This window comes from Leifsonia sp. CL147 (assembly GCF_900114565.1).
GTDB lineage: Bacteria > Actinomycetota > Actinomycetes > Actinomycetales > Microbacteriaceae > Leifsonia.
Genome location: NZ_FOTM01000023.1, coordinates 1 through 20,407 on the forward strand (window position 1 = coordinate 1; position 20,407 = coordinate 20,407).

Below are 20,407 nucleotides of genomic sequence, written 5' to 3' on the forward strand. Positions count from 1 at the left end.
GACAGGCCGACCCGCGGCTCGCGCCGCGACATGCGCGGCGACCGTGTGATGAGAGCAACCCGCGAGCTGCCCCGCCGCCCGATACGACCCCGTCGCATCGAACGCTTCCAGAATCTCCATGACTTCTCCGTCAGACTTCAACACAGCCCCTTCCCGGGCGACGACGACTTCAGCACCCGTCATCGAACCGGGAAGGAGGACCCACCGCCGCGACGACGCGCGGGGCGGAACCATCAGACGTGGGCAGAACTCATGGCCACCAGCGGGCAGTTCTCCTGGCCACCCACGGGCAGTTCTCGTGACCGCCTACGGGCAGTTTTCCATGGCCGCCGACACCGCTCGCCGAGGGCATCGAAGATCTGATGAAGAACAACGTCGCTGAAAGCCGGTGGTTCCAGTGGGGGCGGTCGGCGCTCGCGGACGGTTCGTTCGAGCACATTCTCGGCAACGCCGGTCACACCATCGCCCACCTGATGATCGACCTGCAACATGTCGCCCGACCGGAGATCGCAACGCCGACCTGGATTCGTGCGTACTCCAGCCCCTTCTCAACCCCGGCGCAGTCCCGCGGAGTGATCGCGTTCCCGCGTCAGGTCCTCGAAGGCCCGCAGGGCCCTCCGCCCGGCCCGCCGCCGCCGGAAGCCGTCGCCGCGCTCAAAGCGCTGCCCGCGATGCTGGCGGTCGGGATGCGAGACACAGCACTGCTGCCCGAGTATGTGATTCCAGCGTTCAAGCTCAGCTACCCCGACGCACCTGTGGTCGAGATCCCAGACGCCGGCCACTTCCCGACCGAGGACGCACCCCAAACGCTCCTGGCCCTGCTCGACCTGTTCCTGCAGACAACACCTGACTGAGTCCGGAGCCACCGGGGGACCGTCTCCGCGGGTTGCGAGGTTCTCCCTCATCTATCTGCACGATGGCCACTCGGCTTCTATCACGAGCTGCAGAAGGCAGTCGACGCGTCCGCGTTGAGCCGCGGAAATGCCGGAGGCGTACATGGAGACGCCATTCTTTCGCGGTCGAACCACAGGACGATCAACCGCACGCCGTGTTCGCGCCGAATTGATGAAGACGCAGCAGGCGGTTGAACTCACCGGTCATGCTCAGATCTGGAGAGCCTATGAGTCACCGCTGGACACCGCGTCGATAAGCGCGTGGATCCGCGCCTCGACTTCGGGCTGCGAGCGTTGAGTCGGGTCGATGGCGCACGCAACCGTCAGCCCGTCCACATACACGGAAAGCAACTCGGCGATCGTCTCTGCGGATAGGCGAGATCGGATGGCACCGGCGTCGAGGGCTGCTCGCACTGCCTCTATCACGCGATTCTCGTAGTTCGCGTGGTCAGCGGCGAGGGAGGCCGCCAAGCCTGGGCGGTCGGCCAACCTGCCCAAGAGACCAAGGAAGATGCGGAAGTCGAGTGAGCTGGTCTCGTCGATCGGTAGTGCGCGCACGAGGATAGCGGTGAGGTTCCCCAGCGGATCCTCGTCGTGGGTTTCAACCGCATCGAGCTCGCGCTGCAGCGCGAGGCGGTACGCGTAAAGGAGGAGTTCGTCCCTGTCCGAGAAATAGTGGGTGATGACTCCCCGCGTCCAGCCCGCTTGGGCGGCAACGTTTCTGATGGAAACGCCATCAATCCCTTCCCGCGAGAGAACCTCGAGCAACGCCACGCCCAGTTCTTCGCGCCGCTGTTCATAGTCGACGATCTTCGGCACCTGCGCCCCCTTCTGTCCCAAGGTTCGTTCCCTTGAATGTGTCACCGATGTAAAGCCCTCGTTACGAGTCTTGTCTAAACCTTCACGCCCATGGTTTTATATGACAGTGTCATTTATCAACGAGGAGGATGACATGACAGACGATCCTTTCACCGTCGGCGAACTGGTCGAGAAGCCGTGGGTCCCATGGGAACGAGTGGCGCCGAGCACGAATGTGATCCGGTCCTCGCGCGGCGTGGAAGTTCTCGGCTATGAAACCAACGCCGCGCTGCTGCGCAACACGGATTTCAGCACCGGGCTCGTGGAGCTGTTCGACGTCAGCGGAGTGACAAAGCAAGACTTCCGGGAGCTTACGGCCAGCAGCGTGAACTACGTCGAAGGTGCGGCGCACACACGTCTCCGGTCCGCCATCGGCTCCTTCTTCACGCCGGCCCGCGTAGCGGGTATGCGCGATGAGGTCCGGGCCGGTATCGAAGAATCGCTCGACGCGATCGGTGACAGTGACTCGGTTGAGCTCGTCAGCCAGCTCATTCGCGGGGTACCCGCGGGAGTGTTTGCACGGCTGCTGGGAGTGGATCCGGTCGCTCACGGCACGTTCATCAGTCGGATCTCCGAGGAAGCGGTCCGCGTTTTCGAGATGAACCCCACGCTCGGGGACCACGTGACGGAGGCGTGGACGGAGCTGACGAACTGGGTCGACGAACTCATCGCCCTGCACTCGCCCGGTCCGGCCGACGGCAACGTCATCGACCACCTTCTCGCACAGAAGGCCGCTGGAAAGGTGACAGCGGCCGACATCCGGTCCGCTCTGGTCACGCTGCTCGCCGCGAGCACGGACACCACCCAGATCCTCGCCGGCCTCATGTTCTGGTCGTTCGCGGAGAACCCCGGCGAATGGCAGCGGTTGCGCGAGCAGCCCGAACTGGCGTCGTCGGCGGTCACAGAGTCCGCGCGATACCGCCCAGGCGACGCGTGGATCTTCCGCGTGGCGACAATCGACACCACCATCGACGACATGCCCGTGAAGGCCGGCGATCACGTGTTCGCCCTGATCGGGGCGGCTCACCGCGACCCCCGCGCGTTCACCGATCCTGACCGCTTCGACATCGGCCGTTCCGAACGTCTGCCGATGAACTGGGGCGTTGGGCGCCATTTCTGCATGGGGCGGATGTTCGCTGTCATGGAACTGGAGGAACTGCTCCTCGCGACTTCGAAGCGTTGGGAGCGTTTGGAGCATCGAGACCGTTCCGCAGCCGCGAACGCCCCCTACCTCTCCGTGCAGCAACAGCTGCCCCTGCGGGTCCATCGTGCCGCGGTGCCCGCATCGGCCTGAACGCAAAGGACCAGAAATGCCCTCCCTGAACCCGGACACCAACGCTTGCATCGGCGCCGGCATCTGCACGAACACCGCGCCCACCGTCTTCGACCTCGGCGCCGACGGTCTCGTCCGCCTGCGCACCACCGATGTCGACACCAACGATGTCCCAGACACGGACGCCGCCATCGCGATGTGTCCCGCTCAGGCGTTGTCGTGGTCGCGGAGCTGACATGACGACGACGGTCATCGTCGGCGCAGGCGCCGCAGGTCTCACATGCGCCAGGACCCTCCGAGAGCTTGATGACGAACGATCGATCGTCGTCATCGACAAGGATCCTGATGTCCCGTACGAGCGTCCTCCGCTGTCGAAGGCGCTGGTCGGTCCGGACCCGGCGGGCACAGGCGTCCACGAACTGATCAGCGCAGGCATCAGAGTCGTGTTCGCACAGGCACTCAGCCTGGATGCCAGGGCTGGCGTGCTGCACACCACCGCTGGCGTGGTCGCCTACGACGATCTCGTGCTCGCTCCAGGCTCTCGGCCCCAGCGTGCCGACTGGACATCGCCGGAGATTCGCTCTCTCCATTCCTGGGAAGACAGTCGACGCCTTCGCCGAGCCGTGTCGACGGCCCAGGCTGCGGTCGTCGTCGGCGGCGGGTTCGTCGGTGCCGAACTGGCTGCCTCGCTGGTGAGCGCCAACGTCCCGACCACCCTGGTCTTCCGCGAGCGGGCGCTATTCGCGCGCCGCCTCGGGCAGGCGGCATCGGACGTTCTTACGCAACTGCACACGGAAGCCGGTGTCGAGCTTCTCGCGGGGCGGTCCGTGAAAGCTGTGCATCCCGGCGATCCCACACGCGTTGTCCTGACGGACGGTGCACACGTTGAGGCGGACCTGGTCATAGCTGGACTCGGCTCACGTCCCGATACCGATTGGTTGCGTCACACCGGTCTGCTTGCCGACGATGGGACGATCCAGACCGATCGATGTCTGACGACCACCGCCACGCGCATCAAAGCGGCCGGCGACAGCGCACGCTGGGCCGGCGCAGACGGTCGATCTCTGCGCTCCGCGCACTGGAGCACTGCGCGCGCGCATGGCCGTCATATCGCGCAAGACCTGGCCTCCGGTTCGGAGACGCCGTTCACAGAGCCGCCGTACTTCTGGTCGATGCAGCACGGCAGCCTGATACAGGGCATCGGTCTCGTAGACCCGCAACTCGAGCAGATCGATGTCATTCCCGCGGCCGGGCCGAAACCCGGACTGCTCGTCCGTTTCACCATCGACGGCAACACCGTCGGCGCCCTAGCCATCAACAACCCTCACGGGTTCGTGGCCGCGCGCGCCGACGTTGAACGCTACCCTGCGTCCGCACTCGCTCGCTGACGCGCCCACCCCCTACGCACCATCCCTACAAGATTGTCGAGAATCTCATGACCCTAGAAGATTCGCCTGCCCGCGCCGTCAGCCTCAAGTCAGGAATACTCACGGCCGGCGGAATCGCCCTGATCGTGGTTGCTGCGGCCGCGCCTCTCGGTCTCATCGCCGGCTATGGACCGCTTGGATTCCTCGTTGGCGGCATCGGCGCTCCCGCAGGCTTCCTCGTCGCCGGTATCGTCCTGGCGCTGTTCGTCGTCGGCATTCTGGCCATGGCACGATACATCGGCCGCCCGGGTACGTTCTACGCGTACGTCGGCGAAGCCCTGGGGCCAGCGGCCGGTACTGCCGCCGCCGCGCTCGCGATCGTCGCTTACCTGGTCATCAACATCGGCGGAATCGGGATCGTCAGTTCCACCACCGAAAACCTGATTCACGTTGTCACGGGAGTGGATGTTCCGTGGTGGATCCTCGGTCTGCTGATCACCGCGGTGACCTGGTACGTGTGTCGCCGCGGAATCGACGTGGGAGTGAAGGTTTTGGTTGTGCTGCTGGTTGCCGAGGTCGGCATCCTCATCATCATCGCGATCGCCGTGCTGGCCAAAACCGCCGTTGGGCACCTTTCGTTCGCGTCCTTCGCGCCTTCGAACGTATTCACGCCCGGCATGGCCGCAGCAGCCCTTGTCTGGTTCGGTGCGTACTTCGGCATCGAATCGACCACGATCTACCGGTCCGAAGCCAAGAACCCGAACAGGACGATCCCTCGGGCGACGGCTTTCTCCCTGGCATTCCTGGCACTCTTCTACTGCTTCGTGGCATGGGCGATCGCACAAGCATTCAGCGTGCCGGAGCTCCAGGCCGCAATCGCAAAGAACCCGACCGCGATGATCTATCTCATCGGAGACCACTACGTAGGACCGTGGGCCGGCCTGACGGCGCAAACCCTCCTTGTCACGAGCTCGATCGCCTCGGGGATCGCGTACTTCAACGCGGTGAGCCGCTACGGCCACTCCATGGCTGCGGATGGCATCCTTCCTGGCTCTGCAATGCGCGTGCACCCGAAGTTCCGCTCACCGTCGTTCGGCAATGTTCAGGCCCTCATCATGGCGGGAGTGGTTCTCCTCTTCGGACTCTTCAGGCTCGACCCGTATCTTCAGCTGACCGTCTGGTTCTCCAGTCCCGGCACCCTCGGGCTCATCTCATTGATGGCCCTGGCTTCTCTCGCTGTCGCCGTGTTCTTTTTTGCTCGGCCTCGCGAAGGTCTGAGCACGGGGCGCCGCGTCTTTCTCGGCATCATCGCGGCCACCGCGGCGCTGTTGCTCGCCAGTGTCGTCATCCTCATGGTTGTGAACATCGAACTTCTTACCGGCGCGGGTGGGCTGCTGAACACGATCGTTGTGATCGTCCCGGTCGTGATCTTCGTCGTCGCGTTCGTCACGAGCACGGTGCGGCGACGGACGGCCCGCCGTAACGTCGATCAGACCGTGCCGGTTCCTGAAGGAGAAGGCGCATGACGAGCACAACACACAGCCCTGTCGATGTTGTCTTCGTGGGGGATCACTGGAGCGCCGGTCTGCCGAGCTCCGTGAGCGGAGCCGTGGCGGTGACGGGCGACCGTATCACCGCGGTCGCACGAGATCTTCAGGACGTCGAGGAACTCATCATTCGTGCACGCCGAGTGATCCCCCTGGGGGACGGCCTTCTCATCCCCGGCTTCCAGGACGCTCACGTGCACCCGATCATGGCCGGATTGCACATGCAGGAGTGCGCCCTTCATCACCTCGAAACCGCGGAGCAGTTCCTTGAAGAGATCTCCAGGTATGCAGGTACGCACACGGATAAGGAATGGATCACCGGCGCGGGGTGGACGTTCGCGGCCTTCCCAGCGGGAGGCCCGCGACGCGAGGTCCTGGACAGGATCTGCGGTGGTCGCCCCGCCGCGCTGGTCGTACGAGATGAGCACGCCGTCTGGGTGAACTCTGAGGCTCTCAACCGAGCGGGAATCACATCCGAAACACCTGACCCGGCGGGAGGTCGCATCCAGCGCGATGCCGACGGAGAGCCGACCGGTGTGCTTCATGAGGCTGCGATGGCGCTCCTCAACGGTGTGAGGCCCGCTCCTACGTCCAAGGAGTTGTACCAGGCGCTCCTCGATGCGCAGCGAGCCCTTCATGCGGCAGGTGTGACGGCATGGCAGGACGCACTCGTCGGCAAATTCGGTGACATTGCTGACGTGTTCGAAACCTATCGACGTGCCGCCGTCGAGGGCAGTTTGACCGCACGAGTAAACGGCGCGTTGTTCTACGAACCGAAGTCGGGCATCTCGCAAGTAGATCGGATGAGCGCGCGACGCGACCAGACGCACGGGCTGTTCACCACGCACACCGTCAAGATCATGCAAGACGGGATTCCCGAAAACCACACGGCGGCGCTGCATTCGCCGTACTTGGATGGCCATGGACATCCCACCGACGTCCGTGGTGATTCCCTCATCGCCCCCGATGCGCTGAGAGACGTCGTGCGCGCTCTCCAGAGGGAGGGCTTCGACATACACTTCCACGCCATGGGTGATCGGGCACTCACTGAAGTCCTCGACGCGGTCGCTGAAGCCGCAGACGAGCACGGTCGCTTCCGGCATCAGGTCGCGCACGTACAGTCGGTGCGTCCCGAGGACGTCGGACGTTTCGCCGCTCTCGGGGTGGCGGCCAATATTCAGGCGCTCTGGGCTGCGCACGGCCAGCAAATGGATGAGTTGTGTGTTCCGCTACTTGGACCGGGCCGCGCTGAGCAGCAGTTCCCCTTCGCCGACCTCCTGCACGCAGGCGCTCGCCTCGCCGCGGGCAGCGACTGGCCGGTCAGCGATCCCTCGCCGATGAAAGCGATTCACGTCGCCGTGAACCGAGTGGCTCCCGGAAGCAGCCCAGACGCACCGATCTTCATCGAACGTCAGCGGCTCACCCTCCCCGAGGCGTTGACCGCCTACACCATCGGCAGTGCGTACGTGAACCGCCTCGACGACACCGGTGTGTTGGAAGCCGGCTATCTCGCGGATCTCACAATCCTGGACCGCAACCCGTTCCAGGTTCCCCAGCTGGACTTGCATACGGTAGCGCCGACCGCGACCTTTGTCGGCGGGAGGCCTGTGTGGACCGCTGACGACGAGCCGGAACGGGCGGCCCCCGTGCTCGTGGACCGCGAGATCTGATGCCGGGACGAACCACGCGAACGGAGATCATCGCAGCAGCAGAACACCTGTTCGTTGAATACGGCGCGGCGAGCACCCTGGAGGAAATCGCCGCCGAAGCACGAATCTCGAAGGGAGGACTTCTGTACCACTTCCCCAGCAAGGAAGCGCTGAGGTCCACCGTGTGCCAAGAAGTCGTGGATCGGCTGTGGCGAGCAGTCCACAGCCTTGTGGCCGCTGAGGACGACGGTCGCCCTGGAGCGCTGCTACGCGCGTACGTACGCGCGCTCACCGGCGACAGCGCTGGAGCCGCACGAGTGTTCCAGCCGAGCGCGCTCCCTCAACTTTTCCATGAGACGCCGGGGACCACGGACGTGCTCCATGAGGACGCAGAGAGATGGCGTGCCGCATTCGCTGCCGATGGGATCGAGCGGGCCGATTGCCTCGTCATCCGACACAGCGCCGAAGGTGCCGCCACAGCCGCAGGCGAAGGGTACATCGACGGTGAGGAGCTGCTGATCATCCGGAATCGTCTTCTCTCAATGATCGATTCGACGCAGCTCCGGTGATAAAACCACCACGTGGTGGTTTTGGTGCTATCGTTGCTCTTCATCGAGCCTCAGGAAGTTCGTTGAATGGCGACGACGCCACGAAGGAGCAACAGCCAGATGTCCACACCGACGATTTCGGTTCAGCTGTATTCGGTCCACGAGCAGCTCACAAACGACCTCGACGCCACTCTCGAGCGACTCCGCACGATCGGCTTCACCACTGTTGAAGCGTTCGATTTCGTGCAGCGGCCCGCGGAGTTCGCCGCCGCGTTCCAACGGCACGGCCTGAGGGCGGCGACCGGCCACGCGATGCTGGCTGCCGAGAGCAACGAGCAACTCGTCGTCCTGCCGTGGGAGCAGACGTTCGAGGCGGCTCGCACGCTCGGCATCGAATACCTGATCGACCCGTTCGTCCACCCGGAGGCGTGGACGTCCCGCGAGTCGATCGCGAAGACGGCGGACCGGCTCAACGCCGCGGCGGAGGCCGCGGCCCCCTTCGGGTTGAAGGTCGGCTACCACAACCACGGCCACGAGCTGACGTTGAAGGTGGACGACCGGCCGGGGCTGCTCGTCCTCGCCGATCTGCTCGATCCCGCGGTGGCGTTCGAGGTGGACCTGTATTGGGCTCACTCCGGCGGTGCCGATGTGGCCGCGCTGGTTTCCGAACTGGGCTCCCGTGTCAAGGCTGTGCACGTCAAGGACGGTGTCTCGAGGGCCGACACGTTGGCCTTGCAGGTTCCGGACGGCCAGACCCCGGCGGGCGAGGGGATCGTTCCTCTCGACGCAGCGCTCGACGCCGCGGCCGACCTCGAATACGCCGTCATCGAGTTCGACAAGGTGGACGGCGACATCTTCGCTGCGGTCAAGCGCAGCTTCGACTACCTCGCGGAAAGGGGACTCCAGTGACCGAGGGAAACCGCATGGGCGTCGGCGTCATCGGCGCCGGCATGATCAGTGACTACTACCTGGAGAACCTCACCGCGTTCCCCGACCTGGAGGTCGTGGCGATCGGGGACATCGATGTCGAGCGTGCCCGGGTCTCCGCCGAGAAGCATGGTGTGCCGACCTCGGGCGACCCCGATGCCGTCCTGAACCATCCCGATGTCGAGCTCGTCGTCAACCTCACCATCCCAGCGGCCCACGCTCCCGTGTCGATTGCGGCGATCGCCGCGGGCAAGCACGTCTGGACCGAGAAGCCTCTGGCGACGGACCGCAGCAGCGGTCGACGGATTCTGGAGGCGGCGACCGCTGCGGGCGTTCGGGTGGGTTCCGCTCCGGACACCGTTCTCGGCCCTGGCTTCCAGACCGCAAAACGCGCTATCGAGGCCGGCCTGATCGGCGAACCGCTCACGGCGATCACGGGAATGCAGTACCAGGGGCCGGACTGGGCCCACCCCAACCCGGACTTCCTCTTCGCCCCGGGCGGCGGACCGCTGTTCGACATGGGCCCGTATTACTTCTCCGGGCTGATCCACCTCTTCGGCGCTATCGATGCGGTCGCCGCCCTGGGCACGACCGCATTCCGCGAGCGCTCGATCAGGGTCGGCCCGCGCGCCGGCGACACGTTCCCGGTCGCGGTGCCCACCCACGTCAGCGTGCTCACCCAGTTCGAGGCGGGCCAGACCGCTCAGAGCACCCTGAGCTTCGACACTCCGCTGTTCCGTCACGGGGTGTTCGAGGTCAACGGCACCGAGGGCACCCTGGTGCTTCCCGACCCCAACATGTTCAGCGGCGAAATACACCTCTACCGCCCCCTCGAGAAGCTGGGGATGGTGAACCACCAGGATTTCGAGGTCATCCCCGAAGTCGGCGTGGTCACCAACCGAGGCCTCGGCGTCCTCGATATGGCGCGCGCCATCCGCACCGGAGCCGACCACATCGCCACCGGAGAGCTCGGCTTCCACGTGCTCGACACGCTGGTCGCGGTCGAGGAGGCGATCATCCGCGGAGAGATCGTTTCGGTCGAGAGTAGCGTTCCGCGGATTCCGAGCGTTCCAGCGGACTTCGACCCCCTCGCGTCCACTCTCAGCGAACTCCTCGACTAGCAAGTCCTCGTGGGTCGCGATTCGAAACAGTACCCCAGCCGACTACCTCATCACGTACAAGGAAGTGCAAAATGTTGCCCGTCCCCAACGAACCCCGGCCAGTCGGCCGATCCCGCAGCAACGACGAGATCGCCGGAGGTATCGGCGGAGCATGAGAGCCATCATGGTCATGTTCGACAGCCTGAACCGTCGGATGCTGCCAAACTACGGCGCCAACTGGGTACATGCACCGAATTTCGGGCGCCTCGCGTCCCGCACGGTCACCTTCGATACCTGCTACGGCGGTTCGATGCCGTGCATGCCCGCGCGACGCGAACTGCACACCGGGCGCTACAACTTCCTCCATCGCTCGTGGGGCCCGCTCGAGCCGTTCGACGACTCGGTTCCTGCCATGCTGACGGCCGCGGGCGTGCACACGCACCTCGCGACCGATCACCAGCACTACTGGGAGGACGGAGGCGCGACATACCACAACCGCTACTCCACCTACGAGTTCTTCCGGGGGCAGGAGGGCGACTCCTGGAAGGGCCAGATCGCCGACCCGGACATCCCCGAGTCGCTCGGAATGGCCGCGCAGCTCAAGCCGGCGCTGTGGCGGCAGGACTGGGTGAACCGCGCTCACTTGACCGATAAGACCGCCCACCCGCAGACTCTCACCTTCGACGCGGGGATCGAGTTCATCGAGACGAACCAGGCCGAGGACTCCTGGTTCGTCCAGATCGAGACGTTCGACCCGCACGAGCCGTTCTTCAGCTACGCCGAGTACAAGGCCCACTACGCGGCGGCCGAGTACGACGGACCGCACTTCGACTGGCCCGACTACGCCAAGGTCACGGAGGCCCCCGAAGCCGTCGAGCATGCGCGCGCCGAATACGCGGCGCTCCTCACGATGTGCGACGAGTCGCTCGGCCGGGTGCTGGACGTGATGGATGCGAACGACCTGTGGGACGACACCATGCTGATCGTCTGCACCGACCACGGCTTCATGCTCGGCGAGCACGGCTGGTGGGGCAAGAACGTCCAGCCCTGGTACGACGAGACCATCCATAACCCGCTGTTCGTGTGGGATCCGCGCGCCCGCGTGGCCGGCGAGCGGCGCGGCGCGCTTGTGCAGACGATAGACATCGGTCCCACCTTGCTCGACTGCTTCGGCGTGCCCGCGACCGAAGACATGCAGGGATCGTCGCTCGCGTGCGTGATCGGCGACGACACGCCGGTGCGACGTTATGGTCTGTTCGGGATATTCGGCGGTCATGCCTGCATTACCGACGGCCGCTACGTATACATGCGCGCATCGGCGACGCCGCAGAATGCGCCGCTGTCGGAATATACGCTCATGCCGACGGTGATGACCGGGTTCTTTTCGACCGAGCAACTCGCCCGAGCAGAGTTGACTCAACCGCTTCCGTTCAGCAAGGGCCTGCCAGTCCTCAAGACGCCGGCACAGGGCTGGGTGAGTCCGGCAGCATTCGGGACCCAGCTCTTCGATCTCGAGACCGACCCCGATCAACTCATTCCCTTGCGGGACCCGGAACTCGAGCTGCGACTTGCTACCGCATTGCGGGACGCCCTGATCGCTTCTAACGCGCCCTCGGAGCAGTACGTGAGACTTGGTCTGCCGGAGTCCGGTCCGCTCACAGGAGAACACCTTCTCCTCGAGCAGCAATGGGCTGCGCTGCAGATCTCTCTCGGACCCGCTGCGCGCGCCGAAGACTTCGGATCCGACGGCGCCTGCCTCGACCGACCGCTGAGCGAAATCCTTGCAGATGAGCGATGCCAGTCGGCGCTTCTCACCCATGCCCCCATGCTCGCCGTCGGACCTCTGACGACAAGAATCGGCGGACTGAGCCTGCTGCAGATCGCGTCGATGATGGTTGGCCTGCTGCCTCACCCGGTGCTCGCTGCGATCGCTTCGGAGCTCACCTTAGCGCAGAACTCCAGCCCCGCACCTCCAGCGGTCCACGGTCATGAACCGGACGCAAACTGACGCCTAGCCCCATCTCCCGCAACCTAGATACCTCAACGAGGAGGAACAATGTCAACCAACATCAGACCCGAAGGCGCTCCTGTTCCTCACGCCCCCGCCGATGGCGGCACGGGGACCGTCCGCGACCCCGAGCGGATCCCGCACCGCGGCCGCAAGCTGTTCGCCGCGGCTTCACCGCTCTGGGCCGACAACAACGAGGGGTCGATCCTGACAACGCTCGCCCCGATCATCATCTCCGAGCTAGGTTTGGCGGCCAGTGCGCTTGGCCTGCTCACCTCGGTCAGCAAGTTCATCAGCATCTTCTTCGGACCCTTCTGGGCGTGGGCCGCGCGCAAGACCAATCGCAAGGGCGTGCTCGTGTGGACCACTGTGGCCGTGGCCCTGCTGACGGCGGCGGCCGGGCTCGCGCAGAACTTCGCGCAGCTGCTCATCGTCTGGTCATTCACCGCCGTCTTCATCGCCTCGTCGCTGCCGATCGTGTCGGAGATCACTGCGGATCTGTTCGACGAAAAGTCTCGCGGTAAGGCGAACGGCAACACGTACGGCATCCTCGCCCTGGTCGGCTCGCTGCTCGGCCCGCTGATCGGTCAACTCGCAAACGTTCCTAACGGCTGGCGGATCGGATTCTTCGCATCTGGCGTGGTCGGGCTGCTCGTCGCAACGTGGGTGGCCATCGGGTTCAAAGACCCGGGCGTCGGCGCAACCGAGCCGGCACTCAGAGATCTCACTGCGGCCGAGCGCAATGCCCACGCCAGACTGACGTGGAAGAAGGTCGGCCAACTCATCCGCATCCCGAGCTTCGCGCTGATGCTTGGTCAGCGACTGCTCAGCGGTCACCTGCTGATCAGCACGTTCGGCATCCTATTCCTGGTCAACACGTACGGTTTCAGAACCGCGACCGCTGCGGTGGTCACGCTACCGTTCGGCCTTGGGTATCTTGCGGGCACCTTTTTCGGCGGACTCATCACCGACGTGCTCAACCGGCGCCGGCCGAACTCGGGCCGTGTGATGGTGCTCCAGGTAGCCCAGTTCGCCTTCGGATTCATTGCCATCCTGGGGACGCAGTTCAGTTGGGGCTCGATTGGCATCTTCGCCGTGTTCTGGGCTCTCATGGGTCTGTGCCAGGGCATCAACCCCGGTGTGAATCGCCCAATCGTGATGGCCGTTGTTCCTCCCGAGCTTCGCGGAGCCGCCTTCGCGTTGATGCTGAGCGTGTTCGAGGCGCTCGCTTTCGTGATCTACAACCTCGCTGCCGGCTTCCTTGCCGACGCCATCGGACTCCAAAACGTTTTCCTCTGGATCCCGGGCATCCTGATGTTAGTGAACGGTGTCTATGTCACCCTCCTCTACAGGACCTACCCGCGGGATGTCGCCAAGCTCGCAGCGCAGTTGGAAGAAGTACGGACGGGCTCGCTCGCCGCACAGGCCGGGGACGCTCACGGGCCCAGTTGAGGATCGGAGCCGCGAAAACATCCATGCGGCGGTTTAATGCCCCATCGGCGTTGCCGTGGGCGGACTCGTCGTCACGGCGTTCTCCGGGTACATCGCCTTGTTCCCGGTCGCGATCGTGCTCGTCATCCTCGGCTCGTCGTGTCTCTTCGCGATCCGCGGAGTTCGCTGATCGCGCGCCAATAATGAGAGGGCGAACGCTGCGTCAGCCGACCCACAGGAGAAGAGAATGACGACCGAACCCATCGTCGGGACAAGCGCGGGAACGGTTCGCGGATTCTGGCGGGACGGATCCGCCGCCTTTCTCGGCATACCGTATGCAGAGCCGCCGGTCGGTGATCTGAGATTCGGGGAACCTGTTCCGCACCGGCATTGGGACGGCGTGCGGGATGCGACCGAGTTCGGGCCGACGCCCCAGCGGAAGGCGATGGCTGAGGTCACGCTCATTCCAGAGCCCTCGGTTCCCGGCGAAGCGACACTCAATCTCAATGTGTTCACCCCGCGGCCCGGGGATACACGTGCCGGCCTCCCGGTGCTCGTGTACATCCACGGTGGCGGATTTGTCGCCGGCTCCCCGGCGAGCCCCTGGTACGACGGAGCGGCTTTCAACCGGGACGGCGTCGTGACCGTCACCCCCTCGTACCGGCTCGGATTCGACGGCTTCGGGTGGATTCGCGATGCTCCGCTCAATCGCGGTGTGCTGGATTGGGTTCTCGCACTGGAATGGGTACGCGACAACATCGCCCAATTCGGCGGAGACCCTGGACATGTGACGATCGCGGGCCAGTCGGCCGGCGGTGGCGCCGTCCTGACATTACTTGCCGTGCCGCGTGCCGCGTCCCTCTTCCATCAGGCGATCTCGATCTCTGGTACGACCGCGAACGTCGCGCTGGCAGATGCCGAGCGACTCGGCCGGGCGCTCGCACGCGCCGCGGGCGTAGATCCCACCCGCGCCGGGCTCGCGAAACTCACCCAGGAGCGGGTGCTGGAATTGCAGAATGCCATCGGATCGATCGAGCCCACGGATCCGCTCTCGACTCTGAAGACGATGAGCTCGGGACGACCGTTGCCCTGGGCGCCGGTGATCGACGGTCGACTGGTTCCGACTTCGATCCTTGCGGCGGTCGAACGCGGTCTCGGATCAGACACTCCCCTGATGCTCGGCGCGACGGACAACGAGTTCAACATGGCGCTGACCGGGCAGAGGGATGCGCTGGAATCCGTCGACCCCAGGAGTGCTCTCGCTGCACTCGGCCTGCCATCATCCGTGGTCGGCGACTATGTCGCCGCGCACGCGGACTCGGACCCAGCGGATGTTCTCGGGCAGTTCATCACCGACACGATGTTCCGCGGCCCGGCACGTGCCATCGCCGAGCTGCGCACCGCGTCTCCAGCGCCGACCTGGCTCTACCGCTTCGCCTGGACGTCACCCACATTCCAGAGTGCCGTTCACTGTCTCGACGTGCCTTTCTTCTTCGATTGCCTCGCGGCGGATCGCATCTCGTACATCGCTGGGGAGCGGCCGCCTCAAGCGCTCGCCGTCGACGTACACAGCGCTGCGGTGCGGTTCATTCGAGATGGAGACCCCGGCTGGCTTCCCTATGCCGCCCCCGGCCGGAGCGTGCGAGTCTACGACCTTCCATCGACGGACGTCGCCGATGGCTTCGCAGACGTCGCGATCCTGGGGGACCCGGTCGCGGCCGTCGACTAGCAACAGCGGCTGAAACCTCCAGATGGAGGTTTTTATGGTACTCTCGCGGAACATGAAAGCGAAACGGCCGGCGTGGTTGCCCGGTCTTCGCCGCCGAGGCCGATGACGTTCGAAGGACGAATCCCCTGTGACCTCCACGACACCTGAAATCGATCGACTGCTCACCGAGCGCGATCGAATCCGTTCGCTCGTCGCGTCACTGACCTTGGACGAGAAGGTGGCCCTGCTCACCGGTCACGACTTCTGGCACACCCGGGCGTCGGAGAAGATCGGCCTCGGTCCGCTCGTCCTCTCCGACGGTCCCACCGGCGTGAGAGGTGCGACCTGGGATGAACGTGATCCCTCGCTCGGGCTTCCGAGTGGGACCTCCCTGGCAGCATCCTGGGACCGGGATGCCGCGCGTCGATACGGAGCGGTTCTGGCGGACGAGGCGCGACGCAAAGGTGTGCACGTGGTTCTCGGTCCGACGGTCAACCTGCATCGCTCGCCACACGGAGGCAGACACTTCGAAGCTTTCAGCGAGGACCCGCTGTTGACCACGGAGATGGCTGCCGCCTACGTGAAGGGCATGCAGGACGGGGGTGTGGCCGCCACGCCCAAGCACTATGTAGGAAACGATTACGAGACCGATCGCTTCACCGCAGACACCGTCGTGTCCGAGCGCGCTCTGCGCGAGCTGTACCTGTTCGCGTTCGAGCGGGCTGTGACGGAGGGGCGAGCCTGGGCCGTCATGTCGTCGTACAACCGTGTGAACGGCACGACGATGACGGAGAACGATCTTCTGGAGACCCCGCTCAACTCCGAATGGGGGTTCGATGGCGTGGTCGTGGGGGATTGGCTCGCTGTGCGCTCGATCGCCTCCGCAAACGCTTCGCAGGACCTGTCGATGCCGGGGCCCGAGGATGCCTGGGGTGACGCGCTGGTGACTGCGGTCCGAGACGGCCGCGTCACCGAGGGCGCGGTCGATAGGAAGGTGGCTCGCATCCTGACCCTCGCCGCCCGGGTGGGGCAGCTCGAGGCGTTCGGCCGCGCGACCGTCATCCCCTCGGGGGAAGATCCGATCGCCTTCGCGCACGAGACGGCGGTTGATGGGATGGTCCTCGTCGAGAACAACGGCATCCTGCCTCTCTCGCCCGAACCGGGCGAGACCATCGGTGTGTTCGGGCAGAACGCTGCGCACGCACGCACGCAGGGCGGCGGCAGCGCGACAGTGGTGCCCGAACACACGATCAACCCGTTGGACGGCCTTCGTGCGGCACTGCCGCACACCCGCGTCGTCTTCGCAACGGGCGCTGTCGTGCAGAACGGTGTCGCGCCGATCCCGGCGAACCAGCTGATCAATCCGGTGACCGGGGGTTCAGGATTGCACGTCAGGCTGCTTTCGCAGGGAAGCGAGGTCCTCGTCGAAGACCGCTTCTCGACCGCCCTCACCTGGTTCGGAGACGGTCAGGACCCGATTTCGAGAGCGGATCGCTTGGAGATCACGACCGCCTACACACCCCCCGGCGACGGAGTCGTCCAGTTGGGGATCGGTGCTGCAGGAGTCACCCGACTCTGGGTCGATGGTCGTCTCGTCCTCGACGAGGATATTGAGGCTGTCGGCGACATGCTGGGAGCATCCGCCATCACGCCGCCGAGCAGGACGGTCCCGGTCGCGACGGTGGCAGGGACCCCGGTGGATATCCGGATCGAGCACGACATCGAGCAGGGTTCCGACCTTGCGAACATGGTCGTCTACCTTTTCGGGATCCAGCCCGACGACTCCGATCCCGCCCGTCTCATCGCAGAGGCGGTCGAGCTGGCGCGAAACGTGACGACGGCCGTGGTGGTGGTGGGAACGAACGAACGCGTCGAATCGGAGGGCATCGACCGCGCGGACATCGCCTTGCCGGGGCGCCAGAATGAACTCGTCAGCGCGATCGCCGCGGCGAATCCCAACACGATCGTCGTGGTCAACGCGGGTGCGCCGGTCGAGATGCCCTGGCGAAAGGACGTCGCGGCTGTCCTCCTCACCTGGTTCGGGGGTCAGGAATACGGCCGAGCAGTCGCGGATGTGCTGCTGGGCACGGCAGAGCCGGGTGGCCGGCTGCCCACGACCTGGCCTGACCTCGAAGCGGACGTGCCTGCGATCGATGTCGTGCCGCACAACGGTGTCGTGCGGTACGACGAGGGCATCCACGTCGGATACCGCGCCTGGCTGAAGCGGGACAGGACCCCGGCGTATCCCTTCGGCTATGGCCTGGGTTACACCACCTGGCGAATCGACGAGGTCGCAGCAGCCGCGACGCCGAGTGGGCGCGGCGCTCTCGTCACCGCGAGGGTGGCCAATACCGGCACCCGACCGGGGAAACATGTGGTGCAGGTCTACGCGTCTCGTAAGAAATCGTCCATCGACCGGCCAGAGAGGTGGCTCGTCGGCTTCGCCTCAGTTCGTCTCGCCGCCGGTGAGAGCACCACCGTCTCGATCGACATCGACGAGCGTGCTTTCGCGCACTGGGAAGGCGGCTGGCGATGGGAACCGGGCGAGTTCGCCCTCCACATCGGAACATCGGTGAGCGACGAAGTCGCGCGATCCACGATCGCGGTCGGGTGAAACCGGGGTCGATAGCACGCTTCTGGCTGACACATCGGTGACGCGGAAGCCGAGGAAGTATCCTTCAAGGATGGCTCAAAGAGGCAAGCGTGGGCCCTACGCCAAGGGGATAGAGCGCCGCAAGGAGATCCTGGACCGGACGCTGAAGGTCTTCGCGGAGCGCGGATTCTCCAAGATGTCTCTCCGTGCGATCGCCGCGGAGATCGATGTCTCGCATGCCGCGATCCTTCACTACTTCCCGTCGCTCGAGGATCTGCTCCTCGAGGTGCTCCGCCAGCGAGATCTCGATTCGCGGGCGCTGAGTGCTCGAAATGAAGTGCCTACTCTGATGGAGGAGCTGGTGACGGGAGCTCAGAACAACGTCACCATCCCCGGCCTGATGGCTCTGTATACGAGCATGCTCGGCGCCTCTGTCGAGCCGACCAACGAGCTGGCACGCGAGTTCTTCACCCGCCGCTTCGCAGAGGGGCGAAACGAGTTGGCGGCGGCTATCGAGGCGGGGCGACGGGCCGGTACTGTCCCCGATGGTCCGGACGCTCATGCGCTCGCATCCTTGATCATCGGCGCATTCGATGGCTTGCAGGTGCAGTCGCTGTTGGATCCGACGCAGGATATGGGAGCGAACATGGAGTTGTTCGCTCCCTTGCTCGGTGAGGCGCCCGCGATGTGGCGAATGGCCGCGGAGAGCCCCGACGGAGAAACGGCAGCCGAGACCACCCCGGCCGGCTGACTTCGCGCCCCAGGCTGGCCTCGAACAGCGGCTGTTCCCCACGCTCTCTGCGGGCTTCCGGGCGTCTCTGACGTGCGCGCGACGAGGGATTTCGTCCGGCTATTGCTTCCCGCGTCGGTTTGATCTATCATCAAAAACCTCCATACGGAGCTTTTCGTATGGAGGCCTGCAATCCACTCGATGATGCGTTGGAGATGACAATGAAGTTCAGGGGCACAATCGCGACCGCGGTCGCAATAGTCGCAGTGACCGCACTCGCGCTCACCGGATGCACCGGCGGCAAAGGGGCAGCATCCAGTGGAGGGCAGCTGACCATCGCGGAACTCGCCGTACCCACCTCGTTCGATCCGAGCCAGGCGCAGGAGGGCTTCTCCATGCCCTACTACCAGGCTGTGTACGACACCTTGATCCTGCGTGCGCCCAACGGTGATTTGAAGCCGATGCTCGCCACCAAGTGGTCATACAACCGCGACAACACGGTGCTCACGCTCACCCTTCGCTCGGATGTGAAATTCGCCGACGGCACGCCGGTGAACCCCGCGGCGGTGAAGGCCAACCTCGAGAACTTCCAGAAGGGCGGCGGTCCTCAAGCCGCGACGCTCGCCGCTCTCAAAACGGTCGACACGGGTACCGACACGGTGACGCTCAACCTCTCGTCCCCTGACCCGCAGCTCTTGATCTCGCTGAGCAACGCCGCGGGCCTCATCGGGAATCCGAAAGAGCTCGGCACCCCGGCGATGAAGACCACCCCAGACGGTTCAGGGCCCTACACGCTCGACCCGTCGGCGACTCAGACCGGAAGCCGGTACACATTCAAGAAGAACCCGAAGTACTGGAACCCTAGCCTGCAGAAGTACGGCACGATCGTGATCAAGGTCATCACGGACCCGACCGCGACCTTCAACGCCCTGCGAAGCGGCCAAGTCGATGTCGCCACGATCAACGCGAAGAATGTCGCGCAAGCCAAAGCAGCCGGCCTCGTGCCTCATGTTCAGGCCCCCGACTGGCAGGGTCTGATCTTCTTCGACCGAGCGGGAAAGACGACGCCCGCGATCGGGGACGTTCGAGTGCGACAGGCGATCAGTCATGCGATCGATGCCAAGAAGATCCTCGCCAAGGTGTATGACGGCACGGGAGAACCCACCTCGCAGATCTTCTCTCCGAGCAGTACGGCGTTCGAGAAGAGTCTCGAAGGCAGCTACGACTACGACCCGGCCAAAGCCAAACAGCTGCTGTCGGAAGCCGGACTCACGAGCTTCACCGTCAACTTGCCGGTTCCCGCCGCCGTGGTCGACCCTGCCCTGCTGGCGATCCTGACCGACGAACTGAAGGCCGTGGGGATCACCGTCAACGTCGTACAGATTCCCGCAGCCGACTTCATCGCTCAGATCACGAGCGGGAAGTACGCGCTGACCTGGTTCCAGCTGTTCCAACCCAGCGCGTGGGCGACGGTCCAGCAGGCGGTCGCCCCGGATGCGCTCTACAACCCGCAACACTCGACGGACCCGGTCATCGCCAAGGCCATCGAAACCATGCGGACCGGAGGCGACAGCGAGGAAGCCGCCCAGGCTGCCAAGACTCTCAACGAGTTCCTCGTCAAGCAGGCCTGGTTCGACCCCTGGTTCCGTGCAGATCAGTCCTACTTCAGCAACAAGAAGGTCGATGTTCAACTGCAGGTTCAGCAGAGCATCCCCTCGATCTACAACTATTCGCCCGCAAAGTAGCCAAAGTCTTGGGCGGGATCTCACTTCCCG

At 64.7% G+C, this 20,407-nt stretch carries 16 protein-coding genes; 15 read left to right on the forward strand and 1 reads right to left on the reverse strand.

Annotated elements, in window-relative coordinates; genetic code table 11:
* Window positions 1-362: 362 nt before the first annotated feature.
* Window positions 363-854 (forward strand): hypothetical protein, encoded by a 492-nt coding sequence (locus BM287_RS15905; protein WP_175463935.1) that lies wholly within the window; start codon window positions 363-365, stop codon window positions 852-854.
* Window positions 855-1,118: 264 nt separating this feature from the next.
* Here BM287_RS15905 and BM287_RS15910 read toward each other — a convergent pair whose 3' ends face one another.
* Window positions 1,119-1,712, reverse strand: coding sequence for a TetR/AcrR family transcriptional regulator (locus tag BM287_RS15910; protein WP_170857587.1), 594 nt, complete (start codon window positions 1,710-1,712; stop codon window positions 1,119-1,121).
* A 133-nt stretch (window positions 1,713-1,845) separates the two neighbouring features.
* Here BM287_RS15910 and BM287_RS15915 point away from each other — a divergent pair, with 133 nt between their 5' ends.
* The 14 genes from BM287_RS15915 (at window position 1,846) to BM287_RS15980 (ending at window position 20,377) form a co-directional block, all read left to right on the forward strand.
* Window positions 1,846-3,045, forward strand: a complete 1,200-nt coding sequence (locus tag BM287_RS15915) for a cytochrome P450 (protein WP_170857588.1) — start codon at window positions 1,846-1,848, stop codon at window positions 3,043-3,045.
* 16 nt (window positions 3,046-3,061) lie between these two features.
* Window positions 3,062-3,259 (forward strand): ferredoxin, encoded by a 198-nt coding sequence (locus tag BM287_RS15920; protein WP_090041432.1) that lies wholly within the window; start codon window positions 3,062-3,064, stop codon window positions 3,257-3,259.
* A gap of 1 nt (window position 3,260) precedes the next feature.
* Window positions 3,261-4,412 carry an NAD(P)/FAD-dependent oxidoreductase gene (locus tag BM287_RS15925; RefSeq protein WP_170857589.1) on the forward strand — a complete coding sequence of 384 codons (1,152 nt, stop codon included), beginning with the start codon at window positions 3,261-3,263 and terminating at the stop codon, window positions 4,410-4,412.
* A gap of 47 nt (window positions 4,413-4,459) precedes the next feature.
* Window positions 4,460-5,917, forward strand: a complete 1,458-nt coding sequence (locus BM287_RS15930; protein WP_090041437.1) for an APC family permease — start codon at window positions 4,460-4,462, stop codon at window positions 5,915-5,917.
* On the forward strand, window positions 5,914-7,608 hold the full coding sequence (locus BM287_RS15935) for an amidohydrolase (protein WP_090041440.1): 1,695 nt from the start codon (window positions 5,914-5,916) through the stop codon (window positions 7,606-7,608). Before BM287_RS15930 ends, BM287_RS15935 begins: the two co-directional genes overlap by 4 nt.
* Window positions 7,608-8,156 (forward strand): TetR/AcrR family transcriptional regulator, encoded by a 549-nt coding sequence (locus BM287_RS15940; RefSeq protein WP_090041442.1) that lies wholly within the window; start codon window positions 7,608-7,610, stop codon window positions 8,154-8,156. Before BM287_RS15935 ends, BM287_RS15940 begins: the two co-directional genes overlap by 1 nt.
* A 99-nt stretch (window positions 8,157-8,255) precedes the next feature.
* Window positions 8,256-9,044 carry a sugar phosphate isomerase/epimerase family protein gene (locus BM287_RS15945; RefSeq protein WP_090041445.1) on the forward strand — a complete coding sequence of 263 codons (789 nt, stop codon included), beginning with the start codon at window positions 8,256-8,258 and terminating at the stop codon, window positions 9,042-9,044.
* Between the two features lie 14 nt (window positions 9,045-9,058).
* Window positions 9,059-10,183, forward strand: coding sequence for a Gfo/Idh/MocA family protein (locus tag BM287_RS15950; RefSeq protein WP_090041544.1), 1,125 nt, complete (start codon window positions 9,059-9,061; stop codon window positions 10,181-10,183).
* A gap of 151 nt (window positions 10,184-10,334) precedes the next feature.
* Window positions 10,335-12,170, forward strand: coding sequence for a sulfatase (locus tag BM287_RS15955; protein ID WP_090041447.1), 1,836 nt, complete (start codon window positions 10,335-10,337; stop codon window positions 12,168-12,170).
* A gap of 48 nt (window positions 12,171-12,218) precedes the next feature.
* Entirely contained in the window at window positions 12,219-13,622 is a 1,404-nt protein-coding gene (locus tag BM287_RS15960; protein ID WP_090041449.1) for an MFS transporter, read from the forward strand.
* A 226-nt stretch (window positions 13,623-13,848) separates the two neighbouring features.
* Window positions 13,849-15,330, forward strand: a complete 1,482-nt coding sequence (locus BM287_RS15965) for a carboxylesterase/lipase family protein (protein ID WP_090041451.1) — start codon at window positions 13,849-13,851, stop codon at window positions 15,328-15,330.
* A 127-nt stretch (window positions 15,331-15,457) separates the two neighbouring features.
* Window positions 15,458-17,923 (forward strand): beta-glucosidase, encoded by a 2,466-nt coding sequence (locus tag BM287_RS15970; protein ID WP_211772996.1) that lies wholly within the window; start codon window positions 15,458-15,460, stop codon window positions 17,921-17,923.
* A 70-nt stretch (window positions 17,924-17,993) separates the two neighbouring features.
* Window positions 17,994-18,653 (forward strand): TetR/AcrR family transcriptional regulator, encoded by a 660-nt coding sequence (locus BM287_RS15975; RefSeq protein WP_090041453.1) that lies wholly within the window; start codon window positions 17,994-17,996, stop codon window positions 18,651-18,653.
* A gap of 245 nt (window positions 18,654-18,898) precedes the next feature.
* A complete protein-coding gene (locus BM287_RS15980; RefSeq protein ID WP_170857590.1) occupies window positions 18,899-20,377 on the forward strand; it encodes an ABC transporter substrate-binding protein in 1,479 nt (492 codons plus the stop codon).
* The last annotated feature ends 30 nt before the right edge of the window (window positions 20,378-20,407 follow it).

What these genes read in the sequence shown, in the direction of transcription:
- BM287_RS15905 (WP_175463935.1), top strand. Translation starts at nt 363, where the DNA reads ATGAAGAACAACGTCGCTGAAAGCCGGTGGTTCCAGTGGGGGCGGTCG.
- BM287_RS15915 (WP_170857588.1), top strand. Translation starts at nt 1,846, where the DNA reads ATGACAGACGATCCTTTCACCGTCGGCGAACTGGTCGAGAAGCCGTGG.
- BM287_RS15920 (WP_090041432.1), top strand. Translation starts at nt 3,062, where the DNA reads ATGCCCTCCCTGAACCCGGACACCAACGCTTGCATCGGCGCCGGCATC.
- BM287_RS15925 (WP_170857589.1), top strand. Translation starts at nt 3,261, where the DNA reads ATGACGACGACGGTCATCGTCGGCGCAGGCGCCGCAGGTCTCACATGC.
- BM287_RS15930 (WP_090041437.1), top strand. Translation starts at nt 4,460, where the DNA reads ATGACCCTAGAAGATTCGCCTGCCCGCGCCGTCAGCCTCAAGTCAGGA.
- BM287_RS15935 (WP_090041440.1), top strand. Translation starts at nt 5,914, where the DNA reads ATGACGAGCACAACACACAGCCCTGTCGATGTTGTCTTCGTGGGGGAT.
- BM287_RS15940 (WP_090041442.1), top strand. Translation starts at nt 7,608, where the DNA reads ATGCCGGGACGAACCACGCGAACGGAGATCATCGCAGCAGCAGAACAC.
- BM287_RS15945 (WP_090041445.1), top strand. Translation starts at nt 8,256, where the DNA reads ATGTCCACACCGACGATTTCGGTTCAGCTGTATTCGGTCCACGAGCAG.
- BM287_RS15950 (WP_090041544.1), top strand. Translation starts at nt 9,059, where the DNA reads ATGGGCGTCGGCGTCATCGGCGCCGGCATGATCAGTGACTACTACCTG.
- BM287_RS15955 (WP_090041447.1), top strand. Translation starts at nt 10,335, where the DNA reads ATGAGAGCCATCATGGTCATGTTCGACAGCCTGAACCGTCGGATGCTG.
- BM287_RS15960 (WP_090041449.1), top strand. Translation starts at nt 12,219, where the DNA reads ATGTCAACCAACATCAGACCCGAAGGCGCTCCTGTTCCTCACGCCCCC.
- BM287_RS15965 (WP_090041451.1), top strand. Translation starts at nt 13,849, where the DNA reads ATGACGACCGAACCCATCGTCGGGACAAGCGCGGGAACGGTTCGCGGA.
- BM287_RS15975 (WP_090041453.1), top strand. Translation starts at nt 17,994, where the DNA reads ATGGCTCAAAGAGGCAAGCGTGGGCCCTACGCCAAGGGGATAGAGCGC.